Source organism: Deltaproteobacteria bacterium (assembly GCA_016874775.1).
Classification (GTDB): domain Bacteria; phylum Desulfobacterota; class Binatia; order Bin18; family Bin18; genus VGTJ01.
This window is the reverse complement of record VGTJ01000064.1, coordinates 1-22,274: the sequence shown is the minus strand read 5'-3', so window position 1 is coordinate 22,274 and position 22,274 is coordinate 1. Positions and strand designations below refer to the sequence as shown.

Below are 22,274 nucleotides of genomic sequence, written 5' to 3'. Positions count from 1 at the left end.
ACGGGAAACACAAAGAACCGGCGACCGCACCCTGTCCCTTGTGGAGATTCCCATTCGCCCGGTCGTTATGAGAGAGGAGAAGCACATGATCATTGGCTATTTCACCGAACGCCCCTATCGCTGGGTACCCGAGGATGAGGTGCTCAAGAATGAAGCGTTCTTTGCCGTACCGAACACATATTTCGATCGCGAGAAGGCGTCACAGGACTACAACTATTTCTTGGATGAGTATTGCTATGCTGAGGAACTCGGATTTGATGCGCTCATGCTCAATGAGCATCATGGCAACCCTTTTTGCATGGGTAGTGTCATGAACGTCGAAGCCGCGATCCTTGCGCGTATTACTAAACGTGCGAAGATCGTGCTCATCGGAAATCCCTTGCCGGTCATCAAACATCCGTTGCGCATGGCAGAAGAGCTGGCCGAGATCGACCTGATCTCGCGCGGGCGTCTTGTCACTGGTTGGGTGCGTGGCGCTGGCAGTGAGCAGTTCTTCAACAATGCGAACCCGGCCTATAATCGTGAATACTTCAACGAAGCGCATGACTTCATTATTCAAGCATGGACCAGACCTGGTCCATGGCGTTACGAAGGCAAACACTTTCATTATCGCCACGTGAACCCGTGGGCGTTACCCTACCAGAAGCCGCATCCACAGATGTGGATTCCCGGAGTCTTGAGCCCGGAAACCGCGCAGTGGTGCGCGGAACGGGGTTATCCGTACATGGGCTTAGTCACGGCGTTGGGGCCAACCTGCGATATGTGGGACTTCTATGCCGATGTCGCTGCCAAGAACGGTTACCAAGCTGGCCCAGAGAACTTCGGCTACCTGATGAGTGTGTTTGTCGCTGATACTGATGAGAAAGCCCAAGAGCTGGGCAAAGGCTTCATGTTCGGCGGCGGTCCTGGGGCGTTCTCTCGACCTGAGCATACTGTACCGCCTGGCTATAATTCAAAAGACGCGATTCGACGCCTCGCGCGTATGCCTAGTGGTGGTTGGGTAGGTGTGAACGCCGAGAGATTCAAGGCCGCGCAGGCAGGCCAGAGTGCATACGATGGTAAAGATCTGAATGAGGTCCGACGCAAACTGATGGCCGCCTATGACAAGGCCCAGAAGGACCACCTCATGATCGTTGGCTCGCCCAAGACGGTGATCGAGAAAGTCAAAACCATCTTGCAATTGTTGCGGGTCAGCATCCTCACGGTCTTCCAGGTACAAGGAACCGTGACGAACGAGGAGCGCAAGAACAGCATGCGCTTGTTCGCCCAGGAAGTCGCACCCGCTATACGCGAGTACGCCAAACAGTTAGATCTCCCCGATCCCTTCCAGCGCTTCCCTGGGTCGGTCAAGCTGCAATCCGGTGTCGCTCGACTCCCGGTGGTCGACCGCACCCCACTCGCTTCGCTGAAGGTCGGTATGTAGCGACGTAGAGTCACAAGGAGTTTGAGGGACTGTCGTTCTGAGGAGGACACCGACGAAGAGTCTCAGGGGCGGAAGGGGAGAGATCCTTCTCCTCTGAGATTCTTGGCCTGAGAATGACACGATCCTGCAGTGTATCCGTGATTGCATTGAGTGACAGAATAGTCTCGCCCTTGCTGAAGATTACTCCGCTTTGTTCAAATGCATGCCGAGTAGCTCATGCGCGATGTGGAAGCCGAGATCATCCACCAGTCGTCGCTTCCATTGGCGTCGTAACACGGCACTGGTCATGCGGCGGATGGCACGTGGCTTTTTCATGATCAGCTCAGCAATTTCCCATGCCCGTGGATATAAGCGCTCAAGCGGCAACACCTCGTTCACCAGGCCCATCTCCTTGGCCATCTCAGCGTTGACCTTGTCACTGGTGTATAGATAGTAGGCTGCGCGCTTGGTTCCCATCAATTCCTGGAATGTCAGCCCCTGGCCGTCGCCCGGCACAAGGCCAAACTTAAAGTGTGGATCGAACAGTTCCGCGTGTTGTGCACAGAGTGTGATGTCGCACAAGAGTGCGAATTCGGTGTGCAACCCCGCGCCGTTGATACAAGCAATGGTGGGAATGTCGATATTGAAAATGAAGGCTTCGAGCAGTTTCGTCGCGTCTGAGTAGATCTGGTCGTAGAACGCGTCTGATGGTAACTCATGGAGCGCCAGTTTGGACATTTCCGGGTCAAACCCGGCGATCCACTGGTCCCCGGCGCCGCCGAAGATCAGCACTTCATTGTCAGGGTCATTGCCGATCTCCATCCATAACTGTGACCACGCGTTATGAATGGGAAGGCCGTACACAACCGACCCACCGTCGCTGTGCATTTGGACCTGAAGGATGCCATTGCGGCGCTCCATCTTGAAAAACTTTGCGTATTTCTCACGATAGTCCTCGAACCGAGGCCGACCAACAAAACCTAGGCTCTTCTCCCGCGCCCGGGCGTTCGCTCGTTCGTCACTCTGTGTACTCATAAATGTATCCTCCTTTATACAGAATTCCCGTGCAGTCTATGATACTCGTCGATACTTGTAAGGTAGCGCAGCTCCTGGGGTCGACTCAGACGCTGCCAGCGTCCGCAGTTCTCTCATTTGGCTGTTGTTCCCAAAAGAACGATACCTATCACCACGGCGACCGCGGCGGCAACTCGTCTGCCTGCAAAACCTTCCCCAAGAAAGACCGACCCTATAAGTGCAGCAAATACAACACTTGTCTCGCGCAGAGCAATCACAGGAGCCATCGCGGCCTGTGACATGGCCCAGAGAACGATCGAGTAGCCCACTACCGATAGCAGTCCAGCAATCAAACCTGGGCGCCACTGTGTCCGCACGAATTCGACGACGCGACTTCCCCGCCGCACGCTTGCGATAGATGCCATGCCGAGTCCAGTCATAATTTCCAGCCATGCGATATAGCCAAACGGCGAACCGGATCTGCGAATACCCAGGCCACTCAAAAAACTATAGCCAGAAATGGCGATACCGGTGCCAAGCGCAAATCCCACGGCTTTGTAGTTGAGGTGTTGTCCGGAGAGCGCTAAGGCAACAATGCCCGCTGACAACAAGCCCACCGCGAACGACGCGCGGTAGCTGAGGACCTCGTCTGCCAGTAGTGCGCCAAGACAGAACACAAGCAATGGTGCGATCCCGCGGGCTATCGGGTAGACCTGGCTCATGTCACCAATGCGGTACGACTGCAACATCAACATGTAATAGAGGTAGTGAATAGCAGCGGCACCAAGAAGGAATGGCAGACAGTGAAGGGAGGGGAGGGGGACTGCGGCTGCGACAATAATACCCATGATGAGTCCGACGAAGCGGATCGCGGCCAGCATCAGCAGACGATCGCCACTGCTCTTGACCATTGCGTTCCACGATGCGTGGGCGACTGCGGAGAGCAGGACTATCCCGTAGAGGGCGCTTTGGGACATGCTCCACTCATGATCAGACATCACGTCCTGTTTCTCCCACTCACAAGCCCATGTGTGATCACCATGCCTCGGACTGGTTGTATTGCATCAGTGCCCACCAGTCACAACTTAAGCTGTTGGCAGTGCAGTAATTCCCTCTCCCTCAGGGAGAGGGCTAGGGTGAGGGGATGAAACCTCAGGGCTTTTGGCTTCTCGACCCCCTCATACTGGCCTTCTCCCTGAGGGAGAAGGAACCCATACTCGCAACGGAGCACCTAAAAACACAGCGATTTTTCCTTAAGTTGTGACTGGTGATCAATGCCTTGCGCCACCAACCTGACATGTGCACGATGGTGCATCGCATCCTAAATCAAACCACCCGAGAGTGGTACCCTTTGGGTGGTTGCCTGAGGGACCGTAGCGTGGACCAGGCGCACGGGAATCAACGCTGGCACGCGCAGTGTGCGCACCGCGCACGCTACCCCAACTGTACGAATGTTCTGTGATCCGGTTTAGTGTGGAGCGCAGTAATCTCGCTGTTCTGTCATTCCAGCGGTGTGGGCCGGGATAAGCCCATAGGCCGGCCCCGGCATGGTCTGCCGGAAACGCTGCGCTTATACCGGCCTACTTTTTTCCTCTCTTCTAACCAACGCAAACCGCTGCCGACCTTCGTGAAGCTGCCATGCCGAACTCTTCGACTGGTTGCCTCTGGTCCTCACAGCATGGCATCCCACCCGTTCCAGTACAATTGACCCGCGCACCGGGCTTCCTTGAGAAATTCTTGCCGGTCACGATCGGTCGTCAGTAGTTGTTCGACCAGTTTGCGACCGGTCTGCGCATGTTCACGATCCGCTTCGATGTGACCGGAGAAGAAGCGCAGCGCCTCCGCCTTCATGCCATAATGCTTCTGCAGACCAGCGAGCATTTTCTCGCATGCGAGCGAGAAACCACCTTCGAGTACTCCCAGCGCGCCCGAGTATTTGATCTTGTTGGTCACCAGCAACCAGAAATAGGCGTTCATCGCGCGCGAGGCTGACGAGGCGCTTGCTTCCACCAGTTCCTTGCGCGGCAATCCTAGGCCCTTTTCCCAGAATTCAAACAGTAAGGCAGCATGACCGCCGGTGTGGGTGTGGAGCCCCATCGCTTCTTCCGCGAAATTGTCTGCCATCAGTTCCGCTCCCTCAGCGCTGAGTTTGGTCATGTTGACATAGCCATTGGCGATGTACGGACCGGAATCGCGCACCGTCATTTCATAATGCTCAATAGCAAACTGTTTGAGCTGTTCTTTGCTGGCCTTGCCATCCAGCACGAGCTGAGCCAGTGGATGTTTGCCGATATTGTATTCGCTTGCGACCTGCTCAACGGCTTGCCAAAACGCTTGCATGTCCATACAGACCCTCCTTGTGAGATGTGTTTGTTCGTCAGCGTGTGCAATCTACAACTGGCACGCCAATGCCCTACCCTCTTCATAGCACGTTACGCGTCGCCCATACTACAGCTGTAGCACGCCCGCTTCTGCCTGAGATTACTGGAAGTGAGGCATGACGTACTTTGCGAAACGTTCCAGCGATGGCATGACGTGTTTATGCGGCATGCCCCCTTGGGCGACTTCAAGGATCAAATAGTTGGTGCCGTAAAACTCTTGTGCCCACTTGATGCGCGAGACCAGGTTCTCTGGGTCGCCAATGAGAATGAGATTACGCTTATCTAGCGCGTCATAGCTTACACCAGCAAAGACTTTGGCAACCCCACCTTCGTACGATTGAAACGCTTTTGACGTATGGGGACTGCGCTGGTCCAGGCCGCCAAAGAATTTGTAATAATTCAGTACATAGGAACCGCCGTTGCGGTGCGCTTCCTCGTTGCTCTCACCGCAGTACATCTGGAAGACGCCAGCGACGTCGCGTTCCGCCTTCGTGAGTTTATGCGCGACGACCTTGGCAGGTTGGACTACCGAAACGTCGTGCGGCAGGTGGCCGGTTGGTCCACTGGGTTCAGATGCAACGGTTCCTCTTGCACACGCCGTGATAAAACCTACGATGAATAACAATGCCCACCGCATACCGCCTCCTGTTGCTGCTAAATCGGACCTGTGAAGATTCGTACATTTAGGGTAGCTCGCGCTGTGCGCACGATGCGCTCGCCTGGTGTGACTCCCGTGCGCATGGCGCACGCTGCGGTCTCTCTGGTCATAACCTAAAGTGTACCAATCTCGCGTGGTTTGATTTAACCGCGTAATGTCTGTTGACTATTCCTTGGTCTGTATTGATTGCAAATAATGTACGAGCGACAGAATACGACCGCGGACACTTGCTTTGTGTTCGTCACTGGCGTTGGGCTCGAAGCGAAAACGCTCTCCCCAGATGGGCATCTCACGTGTGCCATGGCCACGAATAACCTGCTCGTCACGACCTGAGATCTTTTCATACGTACGCCAGAAGAGAAACACGCCGCCATGTTGCTTCGCCATCTGGGTCAAATCGGTGGGCTTCACATTGAGGGCGGCTGCAGCTGGTCCGTTTCCTGTCGCCTCCACGCCATGACAGGTTGCGCACGAACGCATGAATTCCTTTTTCCCCACGTCAATTACATCCTGTTCTTGGGCACCAATCTCGCCTGCCGCGAGTAGTACCATCATGCCTAGTGCTCCCACCACTTGCGCCGACGCTTTCACCATAGAATTCCTTCCTTGCTGGCCTGATCCCTCGCCGTTATTCACGCAAAGTCGATGCCAGTGTCGCCGTGGGGTGCGGTCTTGATTTTGCAACACCTAGAGACCATGAAGAGAAAGTCCGCAGAAAATCGTGCAAAGCTGTTCTCATTCTTGGGAAAAAGGCGAAGAGAAATTCGCAAATGTGAGAATCGGCGCAGGGGCATCATGAAACTCGCCATCGGTGTAGGGGCGGGATTGGCGCTCCTCTGGTGGAGGGTACAGGCCGACGCACTACCTCCCAGAGGCAACGTAGGCACCAGCGCAACACCCAAGAGTGCCGAAGCTGCACAGACTGTGCAGCACTCTTTGCGGCGCTTCAGTCGAGGGCAAGTCCTATACTTGCAGCACTGCGCTGACTGTCATGGTTGGGAGGGTCGGGGTGATGGGCCCCTCGCGGGAGTACTTGCCAACCGGCCACCGATCCTCCGTCAAGAGATCGGCATTTTTGCCCACAACAGCGATACGCCGATTGTCGAGCGTATCCTCGCAGGGGTACCGTTCAGAACGATACAGTTTGGGACGGCGCCGTATACCGATGAAGAACTCTCGTCACTCGTGTCGTACCTGCAGCAGGTGCCAACCATCCGTTGGCAAACCGTGCAGCAGGGCAAAGAAGTGTACGACTCGCTCTGTGCGGCGTGCCACGGCCTGTATGGGCGCGGTGATGGGCTGGGAGCCAGGAGCTTTGCTGCGCGGCTTCCCGATTTGTCTAATCCAACGTACCAGCAGCAGCACCCCGAGGCGTCTCTCATCCACAGCATCACGAACGGTACAGGGGAGATGTCCGGTGCGGGCGATATACTGACCGCACCGGACATACGCGCCGTCGTAGCGTTCTTGCGTGTTCTCTCTCCTGGGTATGAACTCTACAGTCGCTTCTGCGCGTATTGCCACGGCGCGGACGGCGTACCGGTCGCAACGAAAGGCGTTCAGATGAGCCCTGCCGCCTCCAATCCACCACCGCATTTTGACGAGCCCTACTTCCGCACACGCTCGGTCGACCAGATACGGACATCGGTCTTACATATGCGCCGCCAGCCTCGACCAACCATGCCCCATCTGGCCCGTCAACTCACGGCTGATGACGCTTTTGAGATTGTTCGTTATTTACGAAGTTTAGCTACAATTCATTGACACGAGGACCAGCCTGTATGACCTCTGCTTCTTCTCCGTCGGTTGTCACTGCGAATCCGCTATTCACCGATCTCCTCGCCGCACTCGCCCATCCTGCCTGCTATCCGCACCATCCGGCGAATGTGGAAGTGCTGCAAACCCATATCTCCGCTGTTTTCCTGGCTGACAATGAAGTGTACAAACTCAAGAAACCCGTACGCTTCTCATTTCTGGATTACTCTACTGCTGAACTACGACACCACTACTGCGAGGAGGAAGTACGACTTAATCATCGCCTGGCACCGACGGTGTATCTTGGGGTCGTGCCAGTCCTGAGGACTGACGGTATGTACCGGGTGCGTGAAGCAGCAGACATGCAGGACGCGACGGTAGTTGATTATCTCGTGCGCATGCGCCGCCTGCCTCCTGACCGGACGCTTGACGCGCTCATTACCAGTGGCCGCGTCACTAAGGCTGGAATGCATGCATTGGCCAAGCGGCTCGTGCATTTCCATAATACCGCTTCGACCAGCGAAGCAGACACGTATGGTGCACCCGTAGTGATATGGCAAGCTATCGCGGATAATTTTGCTGCTACGTCTTCGTTTGTCGGCAACACCATTAGTGAGCGGCAGTACCGTGTTATTCAAGAGTTCAGCCGCGAGTTCTTCTCGCAGCAGCAAGAGCTATTCAAGCGCCGAGTTCTTCACGACCGTGTCCGTGATGGGCATGGTGACCTGCGTTGCGACCATGTGTATTACCTTGACGATGGCATCGCCATTATCGATTGCATCGAGTTCAGTCCGCGCTTGCGCACCTGTGATGTTGCGTCTGAACTTGCGTTCCTGGCGATGGATTTAGAATTACGTGGCGCGGTTGAATGGGCTGGAGAGTTGGTGCACACGTACGCGGCCTTGGCAGAGGATCACGAGTTGTTTAGCTTGTTGCCATTCTACCAATGCTATCGCGCATACGTGCGTGGCAAAGTGGAGAGCCTCAAAAGTGGCGAGGCCGAGATTCCCGCGGTTGAACAAGACCGTGCGCGGGAACAAGCGCGACGGTCGTTCCGTCTCGCCTACCGTTATGCTCGTGGGACGCCAGCTCCAGCCCTCATCGTGGTCTGCGGGCAAATCGGTACGGGTAAATCAACGGTCGCTCAACGCTTAAGCGAACAGACTGGCTTTGCGACGTTGAACTCTGACGTGCTGCGCAAACGCCTGGCCGGTCTTCTCCCGACGACACATGCCACCACCGACTATCAAGTAGGTCTCTATACCCAGGAATTCACGCGTAAAACCTACGATGCCGTGCACGCCGCTGCTGAGGAGGAATTACAAAGTGGGCGTGGAGTGATCGTCGATGCCACGTATAAGAATCCCGAGCAGCGACGGGTCGTACAAGAACTGAGCGCCCGGTGTCAGGTCCCCATCGTATTTGTCGAATGTCAGGCCAGTGCTGCGGTCGTACAAGAACGCTTGCGAGAGCGCCAGCGACAGGGCACTTCGGTGTCAGATGCGACGTGGACCATTGCTGAACAACAACGAGAGCAGTTCCCGCCTTTTTCAGATCTTCCCGACCGCTGCCATGTCGTTGTAGATACAGAAAGTGATATGAATGCCGTGTTTGAGCGCATGGAAGAACTGTTAGTGAGACGAGGATCGTAAGGGCAGGAGCCGGACGTGAGCGTAGGGTACTCTCACGTCCATGATGCGCAGGCGTACTTTTACTTCTGCGCTTCGATTTGAATCTTCTTTGCTGCCATCTGTTTGGGTGCTGGCATGGTCACTTCCAGGACACCGTTCTTAAACGAGGCTTTCACCTTGTCGGGGTCGACACCATCAGGCACAGTCATCGTACGAGAAAACTTTCCATACGAGAGTTCCCGATAGAAGTAGTCTTTTTCTTCTTGCTTCTCCTCATGCTTGCGTTCGCCTTCGATGGTCAATTGGTTACCCACGACAGACACAGTCACGTCTTTCGCGTCCACGCCTGGGAGATCGGCCTTGACGATGAGGTTGCCGTTCTCGACATGACTTTCGATCGCCGGCGCCCACTCGTCACTTCCCCACACGCTACGAGGACGGTCGCCGCCGAACCACCGGTCAGAAAAACGATCGAACAAGTGGTCCATTCGCTGTTGCAGTGATTCCAACTCTCGCATTGGCCTCCACGGGGTTAACGATGCCATAATACACCTCCGTCGTTGTGTGTTTTTTGCTTAAGAAAGAGCAATGCGCGTGCCAGCCTCAACTAGTGCGACGTCCAGTACAATCAGAGCAATGTTTTGCGCGATTCTCATTTCTGCAACGACCGGAACTACAATTTCTCATCTTTGCGAAAACCACCGGCTCGGGTGGACGCTCCATCCCTAGGGACAACGGCAGGGTGGACCTCTCGATCAATGCGTTGGAATGTTCTTTGTCCAACAGGCTTCTTTGCGACAAACGAAATAGCAGCTTCTCACGCTCGAAGGTACAATGGAGCGTCGGTAGGATATTGGCGATTCGCTACCGGCACGCGCCGCCTTGTGGATGAGTGAAGGACAACACGAGCCTGCGCGCATCGGCGACATCAACTTGGAAGTCTTCATTCAAATCATAAAAGGCATTCTTGTTTTTTACGCGAATAGCGTTCAGTAAAATGTCGAGATCTCTACGATCCACGCAACCATCGGGTGGGGTCGTCAGATCACCAAAAGTTCTTTCGGCTCCGGCGATCACTTTGTTCGCTGCACTTGCACCCACACCAATAGCGATCCGTGCGCCGGGCTCGAGTTGCACTTCTGCCCCGTTCTCGACCTCTAACGTGGAGTTGTTCAGTAACCACAACGTGGCGTTGCGTTCGAGGTGCAACTTGGTGCCTGCCTTTATCGTCAACCGCGTCGGTACGGTAAACAGCCGCTGGGTTTCAGAACTCAGATTTGGGGGATATAGAGACGTGCCGGTGGCAGGGAAGAGAATAGTCTCAGCGGTTGCATTCGCAATATCCTGGGTTGGTGACAAACCGCGATCCAGGTACACGCTCTTACCACTAGCTGTCGAGTCTCATGACATCGCGTACTCATTTTTGTGCAAAAATCCAAGAAATTCGACGAATTCTTAGTGCGCGATGTTATGAGACCTGACAACTAGCAACCACGATCCGCGCTTTGCGCTCGTATGGGTCACGGGTATCATTCTGCAAGACGATGTTGCCCGTCCAGCGAACATCGTTCTTAATTTTGTAGTCGTCCCAGCGAATATCCACGACCAGTGCTTTGCCATCTTCCGCTGTTGGGCCCAACGTGAGTTCATCAACAATCTGGACCGACAGCCCATTCAACCAGAGCGTGCGATTTTCGTAGGTCGCCCCAGTGAGTGGACGCGGACTGCCGAAACCAGAAGCCGAGGTATTGGTGTACATTGGCACTGGAGCCGGGTTGGTATCGATACCAAGCCTCGTCTTCCCGGTGCTACTACCAAACGCATCTCGAGCGTCACCAAAACCAGGTAATTCACGGACCACCTGGCCGTTGCGGAACTCCGTCAGTACGTACTGGCCATCGTTGTCAAATAACCTGCCATTACCGAACGGAACAAACGTCGCCTGCAACAAGGGGCTCGACAGCACAACATCCGCATCGATCTGCTGATAGACTTCCGCATATCCAGTGAACGGATTCGGCAGGCTCATGGACTGATCGAGGGGGATACTGATGTTGTTATATTGACAAGGAAGGCCATCACCGCCCGTGACCTGATCGAGGCGGTAAGAGAAATCGAAATTGCCTTCCGCTGTCAGCGGAATTAGATAACTCCCTAACCCATTCGGCGATTGGGCAGCACCTGGATACACATCAAAATTATCAGCAACACCATCGTTATTCACATCCTGTGTCTTTACGTCCTTCCCGACTTGGATCTGCGCATACATCCCGGGTGACCATTTTTTGTGACAAACATCAGTGAGCGACCGCCCGTTGATATCGAAGCGAGACAGGCGTTGATGGTTTTCCAGCCACAGATATTGGTTTTTATTGTCACCCAGCGTCTGCCAGTCAATGTGAGGAAGCTTAATGCGTATCGCGTCACCAAACTTGACAAAATCTCGCAAGACGAACCGCCCTCCCAGCGGGTGGGATTGCACAGTGATATCGGTCTTCACTTCGTCGCCATCGACACTCAGTGCGCTAATGAGAAGGTCTTTACCTGGAGGATGCCACCCCAAACGATCTCGGTCCCAGCCTGACGCCACTGCCGATACGGCAGGGTAGTGAGCTAACAGACCGTAAGCACCTTGGGGGACATGTACGCTGTGACGATCTGCCCCACCACCGAGATGCCAGTTATTGCCCCCCAAGAGGGCGTGGACGTACTCATGGAGCAGAATATCGATCGAATCTCCCCCGTAGTTCCAAAACTGGCCAACGTTGTTAAGTCCGTTGGTCGTCCCGAGTGTGGTGTTGCTTTCCCCGCTAATAAACCCAGAATTACAGTCACCACCGAACGTGATGCACTCGAACTGAAAGCGGGAATTGTAGTTGCGCCAGACGATAAGCATCAGGTCGATCAGATTATCCGCGGTTGGCGTCTTGTCTCTTCCGGCTCGCGCTGCATACGCCGCAGATATCTGCCACAGATCGAAGTCTGGGAGTTGGTAACCGTGCGCGGAGGTGATTGGCTGCTGCTGCGCAACAGCAGTAAGGACTTCATTGGTGCCTGGGCGCGGATTACAGTTGAGTGTAACAAGGTTCGGAACATAATCTCCCAGCACAACATACTGCCCACCTGACATCTGGTAGAAGTAATCGGTTACGTATCCTGCGCCGGTGGGAACACCTCCAGCCGTCAGTTCATTATCGAACAGCGTATCCCTGAACGTTGGGAGTTGACCTTTGGGCCAATTGGGAACTCCTTGATCGCTACTACCACAAGGCTGAAAATCAACCTCAGCAAAGACCACGAAGACACGGACGTGACCTCGTGCTGGCAGGTCAACGCCGTTCTCCGGATTGACCGTCACGCGGTTTGAGCGAGGGACATCGAAGCGCAACACTGAGTGTGCCGTTTGCCGTTCAGCAAAAAACAGATCAAAGCGATATGCGTTACCGCGCACGAGTCCGAGTCCAGCGGCTGCATTGTCCAGGTCGACAGTTCTGGTTTCTGCGGTATGGATACCACCCAAGTCGACCACGAGCTGGTCGTTGATAAACACCCATAAGTCATCATCTGCGGTATAAACCAAGCGCTCGCCGCCGTGGTACACAAACTCCGTATGCAGCTCTACCGTGAAGTGATAATTGTGCGATAGCCCCTCGTTGCCAAGGAAACTCCCATCGAGAGGAAAGAAATCCGCATCAGAGAAGGTGAAAACGTTACGATCCGCAGTAACGGTATTGTCGACGGGCATGGTATCGACAGCAGCAACATTCACTCCTGGGACGTTGTGATACCATTGATCAAACGTTGCTGCATCATGCGTGGTAGGGTGGAGGCCTCCGGCATAGACAGGTTTGTGGTCACTCCCCAACACAGGAGCAACAATGCCCGGATCGACCGCGGAGATATTTTGCTCGAAATCTGGATGCGCGGCGTTAAAATCTCGGATCGTCGCTTCAAGATACAGTATCTCTGCCCTGGCGTTCACCGGCGACAAACATGCGAGGCTAAGCCAAAGCAATATAATCATGTGGAGAGGTGTCTCACATAGTGACGAATGCCTCGTCGCCAACACAAATCCCCCAAGCTTCATGTTCATCTCCTCTTGTGAATTGTCGGATGCGTGCCTCTCGCACTCTACACCCCTGACGTCATCGCTCTGATGGTTTCACTCTTTGGTTGGCCGGTGTGGCTTTTCCGTCGTAAGAGAACCAGTCCGAGGAGACCAGTGCTGAAGAAGACCAGGGTGGAGGGTTCAGGAATCACAATTTCTGCATCTCCAACCAGTGTCGGTGTAAGAGGATTGCCCTTCTCGTCGGACAGCACGGCGTTGTGGAGGTCCAATGCGGTTCGCGCGGCGTCTCGCCCCGAAGTGGTAAAAAGGAGCGTGGCCAGCCGCAGTTGACTGGTCCGGTGTAAGGCGGCAAGAGCGCTCGCATCAAGCAGCGACACTTCCCCGACGCTGACGGTCGCGAGACCACCGCCCACAGTGCTGTCGTGAAATGATATGGCGTCTCCAGCGGCGATATCACCAAGCTGCGAGAAGAATAGGACATCCGTCAACGAAACCACCGTCGGGTCGAAAGCAACGTCGAAAGAAAACGCCCCGATGGTCTGTGGTCGAAAATCGGTCAAGAACACTGTAACATTGACTGGACTATCCGGACTGGAGAGCTGACTCTGTGGTACTAACGCGATGTTGAGAGCCAGCCCGGCACGCACATCGACGGCAAGCCAAGTAACCAAAAAAGCGAGAACGATAAGTTCCTTCATAGCCGCACCCCTTCCCATGTACTTCTCACCCTCTGTTTGATACGTCACAGGCTGAACCACATGCATAACAAAATGTATGCCAGCACTATCTTGTAGAAAGATCATTGAAATTTTCGCAGAAGTGAGAAGGTACAGGTCGATTTTTCTTAGTTTTGCGAAGATCCGCTGGTTGTCCACACTCTCCTCGCTGACGGAGCGTCGTCGTGCTGCCTCCCCGTTGCCACTAGATGCATGATTCCGTAGATGTCATCGCTAAGATTGATGCTGCAAAAGGAGGGGAACGACATGATGCAGAAACCGCTGTCTGGCCTCGTGGTCCTGGATTTGACCCGTTATTTGGCTGGCCCATACTGCACGCTGCTGCTGGCTGGCCTTGGTGCAGATGTGATTAAGATCGAACCGCCGGGGAAAGGCGATTTGCATCGACGATTCCCGCCGTTTCTCGGGCCTAAGGGCGCCTCCGGTCAACCACAGACAGATGAAGACATGGGCGTCTTTATGTTGCACCGGGCACGCAACAAGAAAAGTATCACGCTCGATCTGTATCAACCTGAAGGGCGTGCATTGTTCAAGGAGCTGTGCCGTAAGGCTGATATCGTTGTGGAAAATTATTCACCAGGTGTGATGGATGAAATGGAGGCTGGCTACGACGTGTTGCGGCAATTGAATCCTGGCCTCATTCTGTGTTCCATCTCCGGCTTTGGTCAGACCGGGCCACTGCGAGATTGGCGCGCCTATGACCCAGTGATTCAGTCGATGAGCGGTCTTGCCAGTGTGACGGGCTACCCGGATAAGCCGCCAACGCGCTGCGGTGCGGCTATCAGCGATACCGTGGCTCCATTGTTTGCCATCATCGGGATACTCGCGGCACTGCGTCGCCGCGAGCACGGCGGCACTGGTGAGTGGATCGACATTGCCATGATGGACACGTCCTTCTTTCTGCAACCGGACGTGTTGGAGTTGCTCAACGGTGGTATTCAGCCTGAACGTCGGGGGAATACCCACGTCGCTGGTACACCACTCAACACCTATCCTACCCGTGATGGTTTCGTCACCATCGCCGTGACGACCGACAAGAACTGGGAGTGTCTGTTGATGGCGCTCGACCGTGAGGACCTGAAGAGCGATAACCGCTTCACGACGCCGTTAGCTCGGCGACAGAACATTGCGTTCATCGACACGATGGTGGCTGCGTGGGTGCAAGAGCGAACGACCAAGGACGCAGTTGAATTTTTGCAGAAGAACGAAGTGCCTGCTGGGGCGGTGCAAACCATGCCCGAGCTACTGAATCATCCGCAGGTGCAAGCGCGACAGATGCTTGTTGATTTGGCGCACCCGACCGCTGGAGCGCTAAACGGTGCCAAAGGGTTTGGTATGCCGATACGTTTCACCCAACAGCCGCTGCAGTTTGATCAGCCAGCGCCGCTGCTCGGCGCGCACAATGACGAGGTCTATGGTCAGCGTCTTGGACTCAGTGCGTCACGTCTGGCTGAATTGCGGCGAAAGGGAGTTATCTAACGCCGGAATGAATGCACGTGGAGCCAAGATCGGGTCGCAGAATAATCACACTTGGCTTGTCACCCTGAGTGAAGCGAATGGTCTCTCGGAGGGATTCCGCGCTTCACTCAGAATGACACAGCGGCACGGCCATAACGTACGTTGATGGGCCTCAGCCTACGCATCAGTCACAACTTAAGCCGTTAGCAGCAGCATAATTCCCTCTCCCTCAGGGAGAGGGCTAGGGTGAGGGGATAAAAATAGCGGTTTTTGTCTCTTGGTACCCTCATCCTGACCTTCTCCCGAAAGGAGAAGGAACCCATACGCGGAGCGCTCCACCTAAAACACAAGGATTTTTCCTTAAGTTGTGACTGGTCCAGCCTACGCCGCTGCCGGATACATCCGCCACGACTCGTTCCCGGCAGGTAACTGAAACACTTTGGCCGTATTGTCTCGCATGATGGCCTGGCGCTGCGCCTCAGTGAGATGTGTCGTATGCTCCTTTAACAACTGCTGCGAGCGCGGCCACGTGGAGTCCGTGTGGGGAAAATCACTTGCCCAGAGTAGCTGGGTCTGTGGCATCTGATGCAACGAGTTGAAAGCGGTGAGGTCATCTTGGAAGGTCATCCACACGTTGCTCTTGATGTATTCACTCGGGACCTTCGAGAGTCCTTTAAGGACGCCATTCTCAAAATTGAATTTGGCTGCGTGGTCCATACGATACATGTAATGTGGCATCCAACCAGCGTCACCTTCTGCGCAAACGAGTTTCAACTTGGGATGACGCTCGAACACGCCACCGAGCACCATGAGACCGACGACATCTTGCACGGCGCGAATGATGCCGAGGAAATTGTTCATCTCATGTCCACGATGTGGCATATTGAGGGCGCCGTCACGCGATGTGAGGATATGAAAGCAGATTGGCAGTCCGAGATCGGTCGCGCACTGCCACAGTGCATCATAATCACGATGATCGTAGTCTTCATGAATCGGCCTGCCCGGCATCATCATCCCGACCATGCCCATCTCTTTGGCGCGACGAAAGTCTTCGATGGCGCTGTCGACACTTAGCACGGCGGTCTGGGCTAAACCGAATATGCGGTTCGGGGCTTCACTGCACATCTCTTGTAACCAACGGTTATAGGCCTTCATGCACGCATCCTTGTACTCAGCGTCGCGATGCATGCAGAGTCCCATCCCAATAGAGGCATAGATGATTTCCGCGGCGATACCGTCCTGGTCCATAAAGGGAACGCGCGCCTTGCCCCTGTACGCAGCTTCACGGACGTCGGCAAACTTGATGCGTTTTGCCCGATCGTTCCGGTCCTTAATCGTGAACCCGGCGCCATCGATAAAGCCCAGGGCGACGGGGCGTTTCATGCCGTGCACGACGAACGCTTCAGTGCCATCATCTTGGGGCACGATCCGAGGCGCAACATCGCGGTACTTGGGGTCAATGTAGTCCACATAACAATTCGCTGCTTCGCAGACGTGACCGTCAGCGGAGATGATACCGGCAGGGATCATACAAGGTCTCCTTTTTACAGTGTTCTTCGCTCACGCGTTTCAGTCTTGTAGCTCATTGTGCCGAGAAAGAGAAGGGTTACGCCTTAGCGCAGCACAAACCCTTCATACCCGTTAGCGGCAACTTCGGCACACTTTTGCCGATAGACGGGGGCGCCCCCAGCATAGAGGAGATACTGTCGTTTCTTGCCGGGAATGTTGGCACCGAGAAACCAGCCACTCGACTCGGTGAACAGCTTGCCAACTGTCAGTGAGATGTCGTGTTCGGTCCACGTGGTTTCTGCTTCTTTGGATGGTTCGATGCGTGTGAGATTTCTCTGTCGCATATAGCCAATACACTCGCTCACCCATTCAGCCACAACCTCCGCACAACGGGGAAAGTTGCAGAACACTGCACCATTGGCAATGAAGAGATTGGGGAAGCCTGCGGTCTGCAGGCCCAAGTAGGTGCTCGGGCCATCCGCCCATTTGTCTTTGAGCTGTTGGCCTCCTTCACCACGAATATCCATGCGGGTTAACTCACCGGTGACCGCATCAAACCCAGTCGCATAGATGATAACGTCGAACTCGTACTCGGTATCATTGGTCTTGATTCCCTCCGAGGTAACGCGCTCGATCGGAGTTTCGCGAATATCGACCAGTAACACGTTGTCCTGGTTGTAAACTTCGTAATAACCGCTTTCCAATGGAATGCGTTTTGACCCAAACGGGTGATCATTCGGGCACAGTTTCTCGGCAATGACTGGGTCTGTGACGCGTTGCCGAATCTTGTTGCGCACGAACTCGGCAAACGTGTCATTGGCCGCACGGTCGTTCATGATGTCGCGGAAATTGCCAAACCATTTCCTGAACCCAGGCTCTGCCCAGATCTCTTCGTAGAAGGCCTCGCGTTCTTCGGGCGTCACTGCCAGTGCTGAGCGAGGATCGAACTGATGGAGAAATGCGCCGATCGTTTCGTTACATTTCTTAAAGATGTCTGGGTAACTGGCTTTGATCTTCTTCTGTTCCTCAGGACTGATTAGTGCATTGCGCAACGGCATACAGAAATTAGGGGTACGCTGGAAGACAGTGAGATGTCCGACTTCTTTGGCAATCTCAGTGATCAGTTGCACCGCGGTTGCTCCGGTACCAATCACCGCCACGCGTTGCTTGGTGAAGTCGACTTTCTCATGCGGCCAGCGCGAAGTGTGAAATGATTTCCCCTGGAAGCTATCGATACCGGGAATATCAGGCACATAGGTTGCCGACAGAATACCAACCGCAGCAATGACAAACCGTGCACGGACATGATGGTCCTGTTCTGTCTTCACATCCCAGAGGTTGGCTTTGTCATCGTAGACCAGGGAGGAGATGTGCGCATCGAACTGAATGTGACGACGCAGGTCGAATTTGTCAGCCACGTAATTGAGATAGCGCTCGGTCTCAGGCTGGGCAGAGAAATGTTCCTTCCAATCCCAGTCTTGCAGCAGTTCCGCTGAAAACGAGTACCCATAGCTGTAACTTTCTGAGTCGAACCGTGCACCTGGGTAACGGTTCCAATACCAGGTACCGCCGACCCCGCCGCCAGCCTCAAAGATCTTCGCGTTAAGGCCAAGCTGCTTCAGGCGATAGAGGTGATACAGCCCAGAAACCCCAGCGCCAATTACAAGCGCATCAAAGTGCTCCACCGACGGTGTCCCACTGGTCGGTGTATGTTGCACAGAATGAGACATTCAGATGTCCCCCTCAATGTATTTGCACTACGGTTGTTCGCTGAACGTAGGCCGGGATAAGGCCGCAGGCCGTTCCCGGCAGGTTGGGACCGGAAACGCTGCGCTTATTCTGGCCTCCGTTCCTCAAATACTTGCCACTGATCCTCCATCCGGTACGCGGTGGCTCATTGTTGTACACTGCCACGGGAGCATTACGATGGCCGGTCCACGCGAGGAGTTCCTCGTTGGCTTCTCCGCCATGTTGGGCGACGGGAACGTACGGTATCTTTTTGACATGCAAAATGCTCTTGGCTGCCATACTCCACGGTGCTGGTCCACCAACCGTGAGTGCCAAACGCAAACCAGATAAGTTTTTTGCTTCAGCAACGGTTTTACATTCCACAGTAAAGTTCCTTCCTCTGTCAAAAATGAACGATTAAGGCTGTTGTATGGAGATTGTATGAAACCGTCGAGGGCCTTTGTTTTTTCTCAGGCGAAAGGGGTCTATCTGTTCCTCGAGCCTCACCCCTGGCCCCTCTCCATGACTGGAGAGGGGAAGAGTATAGGGACTAGCGCTACGGATTGAAACCGCGCAGACAACGTTCTAGTCTTCCTGCACTTCGGAAGGACTACAGTTATGGATCAAGCAACGTCATGGACAACTGCTAACATCGTCGCCACCGTGCAGCGCTACTGGGGCTATAACGAATTACGTCCGCTGCAAGAGCAAGCCATTCGTGCTGGTCTCGAACGGCGCGATTCACTCGTCGTGCTGCCGACAGGCGGTGGTAAGTCCTTGTGCTATCAAGTTCCTGCCGAGTTAGCACAACGGACCGATATTGTCGTCTCGCCGCTCATTGCTTTGATGAAGGACCAAGTCGATGGCTTGCGTGAAAGTGGCTATCCCGCCGCGGCCCTTTACAGTGGTTTGTCACCCGATGAGACACGAGCGATCGAGGAAGGGATTGTTGCCGGGCAGTATCGACTGGTCTTCGTAGCTCCAGAGCGGTTGCTGACGCCACGCTTCCTGCACCTTATCGAGCGACTGCCAGTCCGAGCGTTTGCCATCGATGAAGCCCATTGCATCAGTCACTGGGGCCATGACTTCCGTCCAGAATATCGCCAGCTGGCCGAACTCAAGAGTCGATTCCCGCACGCTAGCATCCATGCCTACACCGCCACGGCGACTGAGCGAGTGCGTGCAGACATTGCCGAACAGTTACGTCTACAAGACCCGTTGATCCTGGTCGGTACGTTCGATCGTCCCAATCTGGCGTATCGCATCATTCCTCGTGTCGATGCAGCTACTCAGATTATGGAGGTACTGCGGCGACATCCTAAGCAAGCTGCAATTGTCTACTGCATGACTCGTAAAGAGAGTGAATCTCTGGCCTACGTTCTGCAAACACAGAAGGTGCGAGCCGCGTTTTATCACGCGGGCATGGAAGCCGACGAGCGGCGACAGACGCAAGATAGGTTTGCCGCTGAAGAGATTGATGTTGTGGTGGCAACAGTGGCCTTCGGCATGGGCATCGACCACAGCGACGTGCGCTGTGTTATTCACGCGTCGATGCCGAAGTCCGTCGAACACTATCAGCAAGAGACGGGCCGGGCCGGTCGTGATGGGTTACCGGCAGAATGTGTGCTGCTGTACTCCGCTGCGGACTTCCTGCGCTGGGAATCGCTGATGGAGAAAAGCACCTCTGACGCGGGGGCCAGCGAGGAGATCATGGCCGCCTCGCGCGAATTGCTTGGGCATATGCGCCGCATGTGTACCAGCGTGCGCTGTCGGCATCGGCAGTTGTCCGAGTATTTTGGCCAGGACTATAGCAAAACAACCTGTGAAGCGTGCGATGTATGTTTGCAGGAAGTAGAAGGGCTTGAGGATGCGATGGTCACCGCGCAAAAGATTCTCTCGTGCGTCGCGCGCACCGGCGGACATTTCGGGGCTGAGTATATTGTTGATGTCCTGCTGGGTGCCCAGACTGAGCGGATACGGCGCTTCGGCCACGACAAGGTCAGTACCTATGGTTTGCTGAAAGGGACAAATCGTAAGTCGCTGACGAACATGCTGTATCAGTTGCTTGATAACGGACTACTCGATCGCACCACGGACGAGCATCCGGTCCTGAAACTGAACGACGCGTCCTGGACAGTCATGCGCGGCCAACGTCAGGTGCAGTTGCGACGACCAAAGGCGGAGGTCCAGACAACTCGCTTCGACGAGGAATCATGGGAGGGGGTGGACCGTGGGCTGTTCGAGAGTCTACGCGAGTTACGCCATCAGATTGCCAGCGAACGCGGATTGCCGCCATTCCTGGTCTTCAATGATGCTACCTTGCGTGACATGGCACGAATACGACCAAGTTCAGCCGCCTTACTCCTGAAGGTCCGTGGTGTGGGCGAACGTAAGCTTGCGGACATCGGTCCACGTTTTCTCGAACGGATCGTCACCTACTGTCATACTCACAAGCTGACATTAGACGTTACGAACGGAAGCCGCCCACAGGTAGCCCCGAGTAGCTCTCGCAACCCGATGAAAGAACTCGCCTTCACCTTGTTTTCGCAAGGAACGAGTATCGAACAGGTGGCAACGGCCACGAACCGGGCCCAAAGTACCACCTGGGAGTACCTCGCCGAGTTCGTGCTCATACATCGGCCTCGGCAAATAGACACTTGGATCGACCCGCCGACATACAATAAAATTGCCGCTGCGGTACAAGAGGTAGGAACCGCATATTTGCGGCCCATCTTGGATCACTTGGACGGAAAGGTGAGCTATGGCCAGATTCGCGTCGTCGTTGCGCACCTCACTGCTACTCGTAGTGATCCAGCTCTTCCACAGTAGGGCTGAGATGAAAACCGACACGATTCTTTACATCTTGTTTCAAGTTTTGCTTGGCAGCGACCATAGTGAGCCTGGTAAGACACGTAAGGATAAGTTCTGCGATCTCTGGCATGGCATGTGGCCCGGACGCTGTCGGTTGCGTCCTGTAGGGACGCCTGAGCACCAGTCACAACTTAAGGAAAAATCCTTGTGTTTGAGGTGGAGCGCTGCGCGTATGGGTTCCTTCTCCCCCCAGGGAGAAGGTCAGGATGAGGGTACCAAGAGACAAAAACCACTATTTTTGATCCCCTCACCCTAGCCCTCTTCCTGAGGGAGAGGGAATTATGCTGCTGCTAACGACTAAGGTGATTTCTGAAAAAGAGGATCCCTGAGATGTCGATGTTCTGCCGATAGCGGCAGGCACAGCCTGCCCTACCGAGACCCGGCAAAGACACGTAGGGCGGGCTGTGCCCGCCACAGAGACATCGGGATATTTTTTCCAAGAAATCGGCTAAGCGCCTTTTTGTTCTTTATATGCGTTGGCAAAATCCTCTAAACTCAGCGTGCCAATAACCTTGAAGTTATCATCGAGCACTTCAAACAACACTCCATCTTTCCCGCGTACGCTGTAGAAAACTACACCGCCGCCATCGCCTGCGCCTTCTTGATGTGGGTCGCCCGGAGGGCTGGAGGTGTAACTGCCCACGGGTCGCATCTCTTTTACCTTGCCATCAGGCTCATACAGAATGTGAGTGCCTTGAACGACTAAGGTGTTGGTCAGCGCGAGGTGGCGATGCAAGAAAATTTTCTCATTTGCGGGAAACTTCAAAATGAAATCGACAATCTTCCCTGGTACATCGACGTGGTACATCGCGAACACAAAGTGCTTAAAATCACCCAATGTGAACCAACGCATATTACGATCATCAAACACGAACGATGTTGTCCCGGTAGCGGCGGCATTCGCCATAGTTAGGCGGTGGCAGGAAACAACTTACCGCAATAGTGATTGACCGGAGTGGAGAGCCTCTGCACAAGAGCAGGGATGAGAGACGAGACCATTGTGTGCTGGCTTCGGTCTAAGTATCGAAGTCTGGTCGAAGAGCTGGATGAACGCGGGCGAC

At 54.6% G+C, this 22,274-nt stretch carries 18 protein-coding genes; 5 read left to right on the top strand and 13 right to left on the bottom strand.

Annotation, left to right across the window (positions count from 1 at the left end):
* Positions 1–85 precede the first annotated feature (85 nt).
* On the top strand, positions 86–1,423 hold the full coding sequence (locus FJ147_12620; GenBank protein MBM4256727.1) for an LLM class flavin-dependent oxidoreductase: 1,338 nt from the start codon (positions 86–88) through the stop codon (positions 1,421–1,423).
* Between the two features lie 180 nt (positions 1,424–1,603).
* Here FJ147_12620 and FJ147_12615 read toward each other — a convergent pair whose 3' ends face one another.
* From FJ147_12615 to FJ147_12595, 5 genes are all read right to left on the bottom strand, one after another.
* Positions 1,604–2,437, bottom strand: coding sequence for an enoyl-CoA hydratase/isomerase family protein (locus FJ147_12615; GenBank protein ID MBM4256726.1), 834 nt, complete (start codon positions 2,435–2,437; stop codon positions 1,604–1,606).
* 113 nt (positions 2,438–2,550) lie between these two features.
* A complete protein-coding gene (locus FJ147_12610) occupies positions 2,551–3,417 on the bottom strand; it encodes an EamA family transporter (protein MBM4256725.1) in 867 nt (288 codons plus the stop codon).
* A 670-nt stretch (positions 3,418–4,087) separates the two neighbouring features.
* The gene (locus tag FJ147_12605) at positions 4,088–4,762 is read right to left on the bottom strand and encodes a hypothetical protein (GenBank protein ID MBM4256724.1); all 675 of its coding nucleotides are present in this window, start codon (positions 4,760–4,762) and stop codon (positions 4,088–4,090) included.
* A gap of 135 nt (positions 4,763–4,897) precedes the next feature.
* A complete protein-coding gene (locus FJ147_12600; GenBank protein ID MBM4256723.1) occupies positions 4,898–5,434 on the bottom strand; it encodes a hypothetical protein in 537 nt (178 codons plus the stop codon).
* Between the two features lie 186 nt (positions 5,435–5,620).
* Positions 5,621–6,010, bottom strand: a complete 390-nt coding sequence (locus tag FJ147_12595) for a cytochrome c (GenBank protein MBM4256722.1) — start codon at positions 6,008–6,010, stop codon at positions 5,621–5,623.
* Between the two features lie 90 nt (positions 6,011–6,100).
* Here FJ147_12595 and FJ147_12590 point away from each other — a divergent pair, with 90 nt between their 5' ends.
* Both FJ147_12590 and FJ147_12585 read left to right on the top strand, forming a co-directional pair.
* Complete coding sequence (locus tag FJ147_12590) at positions 6,101–7,219, top strand: c-type cytochrome (GenBank protein MBM4256721.1); 1,119 nt, start codon at positions 6,101–6,103, stop codon at positions 7,217–7,219.
* 17 nt (positions 7,220–7,236) lie between these two features.
* Entirely contained in the window at positions 7,237–8,862 is a 1,626-nt protein-coding gene (locus FJ147_12585) for a hypothetical protein (protein ID MBM4256720.1), read from the top strand.
* Positions 8,863–8,921: 59 nt separating this feature from the next.
* Here the strand turns inward: FJ147_12585 and FJ147_12580 are convergent, their stop codons facing one another.
* The 4 genes from FJ147_12580 to FJ147_12565 all read right to left on the bottom strand — a co-directional run bounded on the left by FJ147_12580 (position 8,922) and on the right by FJ147_12565 (position 13,713).
* Positions 8,922–9,386, bottom strand: a complete 465-nt coding sequence (locus tag FJ147_12580; GenBank protein MBM4256719.1) for an Hsp20/alpha crystallin family protein — start codon at positions 9,384–9,386, stop codon at positions 8,922–8,924.
* A gap of 319 nt (positions 9,387–9,705) precedes the next feature.
* Positions 9,706–10,200 carry a hypothetical protein gene (locus FJ147_12575; protein MBM4256718.1) on the bottom strand — a complete coding sequence of 165 codons (495 nt, stop codon included), beginning with the start codon at positions 10,198–10,200 and terminating at the stop codon, positions 9,706–9,708.
* A 109-nt stretch (positions 10,201–10,309) separates the two neighbouring features.
* Complete coding sequence (locus FJ147_12570) at positions 10,310–12,934, bottom strand: fibro-slime domain-containing protein (GenBank protein ID MBM4256717.1); 2,625 nt, start codon at positions 12,932–12,934, stop codon at positions 10,310–10,312.
* Positions 12,935–12,972: 38 nt separating this feature from the next.
* A complete protein-coding gene (locus FJ147_12565; protein ID MBM4256716.1) occupies positions 12,973–13,713 on the bottom strand; it encodes a PEP-CTERM sorting domain-containing protein in 741 nt (246 codons plus the stop codon).
* Positions 13,714–13,851: 138 nt separating this feature from the next.
* Between FJ147_12565 and FJ147_12560 the strand changes: the two genes are divergently transcribed.
* On the top strand, positions 13,852–15,126 hold the full coding sequence (locus FJ147_12560; protein MBM4256715.1) for a CoA transferase: 1,275 nt from the start codon (positions 13,852–13,854) through the stop codon (positions 15,124–15,126).
* A 360-nt stretch (positions 15,127–15,486) separates the two neighbouring features.
* Here FJ147_12560 and FJ147_12555 read toward each other — a convergent pair whose 3' ends face one another.
* The 3 genes from FJ147_12555 to FJ147_12545 form a co-directional block, all read right to left on the bottom strand.
* Positions 15,487–16,635: an amidohydrolase gene (locus tag FJ147_12555; GenBank protein MBM4256714.1), complete on the bottom strand. Its 1,149-nt coding sequence runs from the start codon at positions 16,633–16,635 to the stop codon at positions 15,487–15,489.
* Positions 16,636–16,718: 83 nt separating this feature from the next.
* Positions 16,719–18,344 (bottom strand): NAD(P)/FAD-dependent oxidoreductase, encoded by a 1,626-nt coding sequence (locus FJ147_12550; GenBank protein MBM4256713.1) that lies wholly within the window; start codon positions 18,342–18,344, stop codon positions 16,719–16,721.
* A 13-nt stretch (positions 18,345–18,357) separates the two neighbouring features.
* Positions 18,358–18,726 carry a hypothetical protein gene (locus FJ147_12545; protein ID MBM4256712.1) on the bottom strand — a complete coding sequence of 123 codons (369 nt, stop codon included), beginning with the start codon at positions 18,724–18,726 and terminating at the stop codon, positions 18,358–18,360.
* A 234-nt stretch (positions 18,727–18,960) separates the two neighbouring features.
* On the opposite strand from FJ147_12545, the gene recQ reads away from it, so the two are divergent.
* Entirely contained in the window at positions 18,961–21,171 is a 2,211-nt protein-coding gene (recQ, locus tag FJ147_12540; protein MBM4256711.1) for a DNA helicase RecQ, read from the top strand.
* A gap of 490 nt (positions 21,172–21,661) precedes the next feature.
* Here recQ and FJ147_12535 read toward each other — a convergent pair whose 3' ends face one another.
* Positions 21,662–22,066 carry a regulator gene (locus tag FJ147_12535; GenBank protein MBM4256710.1) on the bottom strand — a complete coding sequence of 135 codons (405 nt, stop codon included), beginning with the start codon at positions 22,064–22,066 and terminating at the stop codon, positions 21,662–21,664.
* Between the last annotated feature and the right edge of the window lie 208 nt (positions 22,067–22,274).

What these genes read in the sequence shown, in the direction of transcription:
- FJ147_12620 (MBM4256727.1), top strand. Translation starts at nt 86, where the DNA reads ATGATCATTGGCTATTTCACCGAACGCCCCTATCGCTGGGTACCCGAG.
- FJ147_12615 (MBM4256726.1), bottom strand. Translation starts at nt 2,437, where the DNA reads ATGAGTACACAGAGTGACGAACGAGCGAACGCCCGGGCGCGGGAGAAG.
- FJ147_12605 (MBM4256724.1), bottom strand. Translation starts at nt 4,762, where the DNA reads ATGGACATGCAAGCGTTTTGGCAAGCCGTTGAGCAGGTCGCAAGCGAA.
- FJ147_12600 (MBM4256723.1), bottom strand. Translation starts at nt 5,434, where the DNA reads ATGCGGTGGGCATTGTTATTCATCGTAGGTTTTATCACGGCGTGTGCA.
- FJ147_12595 (MBM4256722.1), bottom strand. Translation starts at nt 6,010, where the DNA reads ATGATGGTACTACTCGCGGCAGGCGAGATTGGTGCCCAAGAACAGGAT.
- FJ147_12590 (MBM4256721.1), top strand. Translation starts at nt 6,101, where the DNA reads ATGCCAGTGTCGCCGTGGGGTGCGGTCTTGATTTTGCAACACCTAGAG.
- FJ147_12585 (MBM4256720.1), top strand. Translation starts at nt 7,237, where the DNA reads ATGACCTCTGCTTCTTCTCCGTCGGTTGTCACTGCGAATCCGCTATTC.
- FJ147_12580 (MBM4256719.1), bottom strand. Translation starts at nt 9,386, where the DNA reads ATGGCATCGTTAACCCCGTGGAGGCCAATGCGAGAGTTGGAATCACTG.
- FJ147_12570 (MBM4256717.1), bottom strand. Translation starts at nt 12,934, where the DNA reads ATGAACATGAAGCTTGGGGGATTTGTGTTGGCGACGAGGCATTCGTCA.
- FJ147_12565 (MBM4256716.1), bottom strand. Translation starts at nt 13,713, where the DNA reads ATGATCTTTCTACAAGATAGTGCTGGCATACATTTTGTTATGCATGTG.
- FJ147_12560 (MBM4256715.1), top strand. Translation starts at nt 13,852, where the DNA reads ATGTCATCGCTAAGATTGATGCTGCAAAAGGAGGGGAACGACATGATG.
- FJ147_12555 (MBM4256714.1), bottom strand. Translation starts at nt 16,635, where the DNA reads ATGATCCCTGCCGGTATCATCTCCGCTGACGGTCACGTCTGCGAAGCA.
- FJ147_12550 (MBM4256713.1), bottom strand. Translation starts at nt 18,344, where the DNA reads ATGTCTCATTCTGTGCAACATACACCGACCAGTGGGACACCGTCGGTG.
- recQ (MBM4256711.1), top strand. Translation starts at nt 18,961, where the DNA reads ATGGATCAAGCAACGTCATGGACAACTGCTAACATCGTCGCCACCGTG.
- FJ147_12535 (MBM4256710.1), bottom strand. Translation starts at nt 22,066, where the DNA reads ATGCGTTGGTTCACATTGGGTGATTTTAAGCACTTTGTGTTCGCGATG.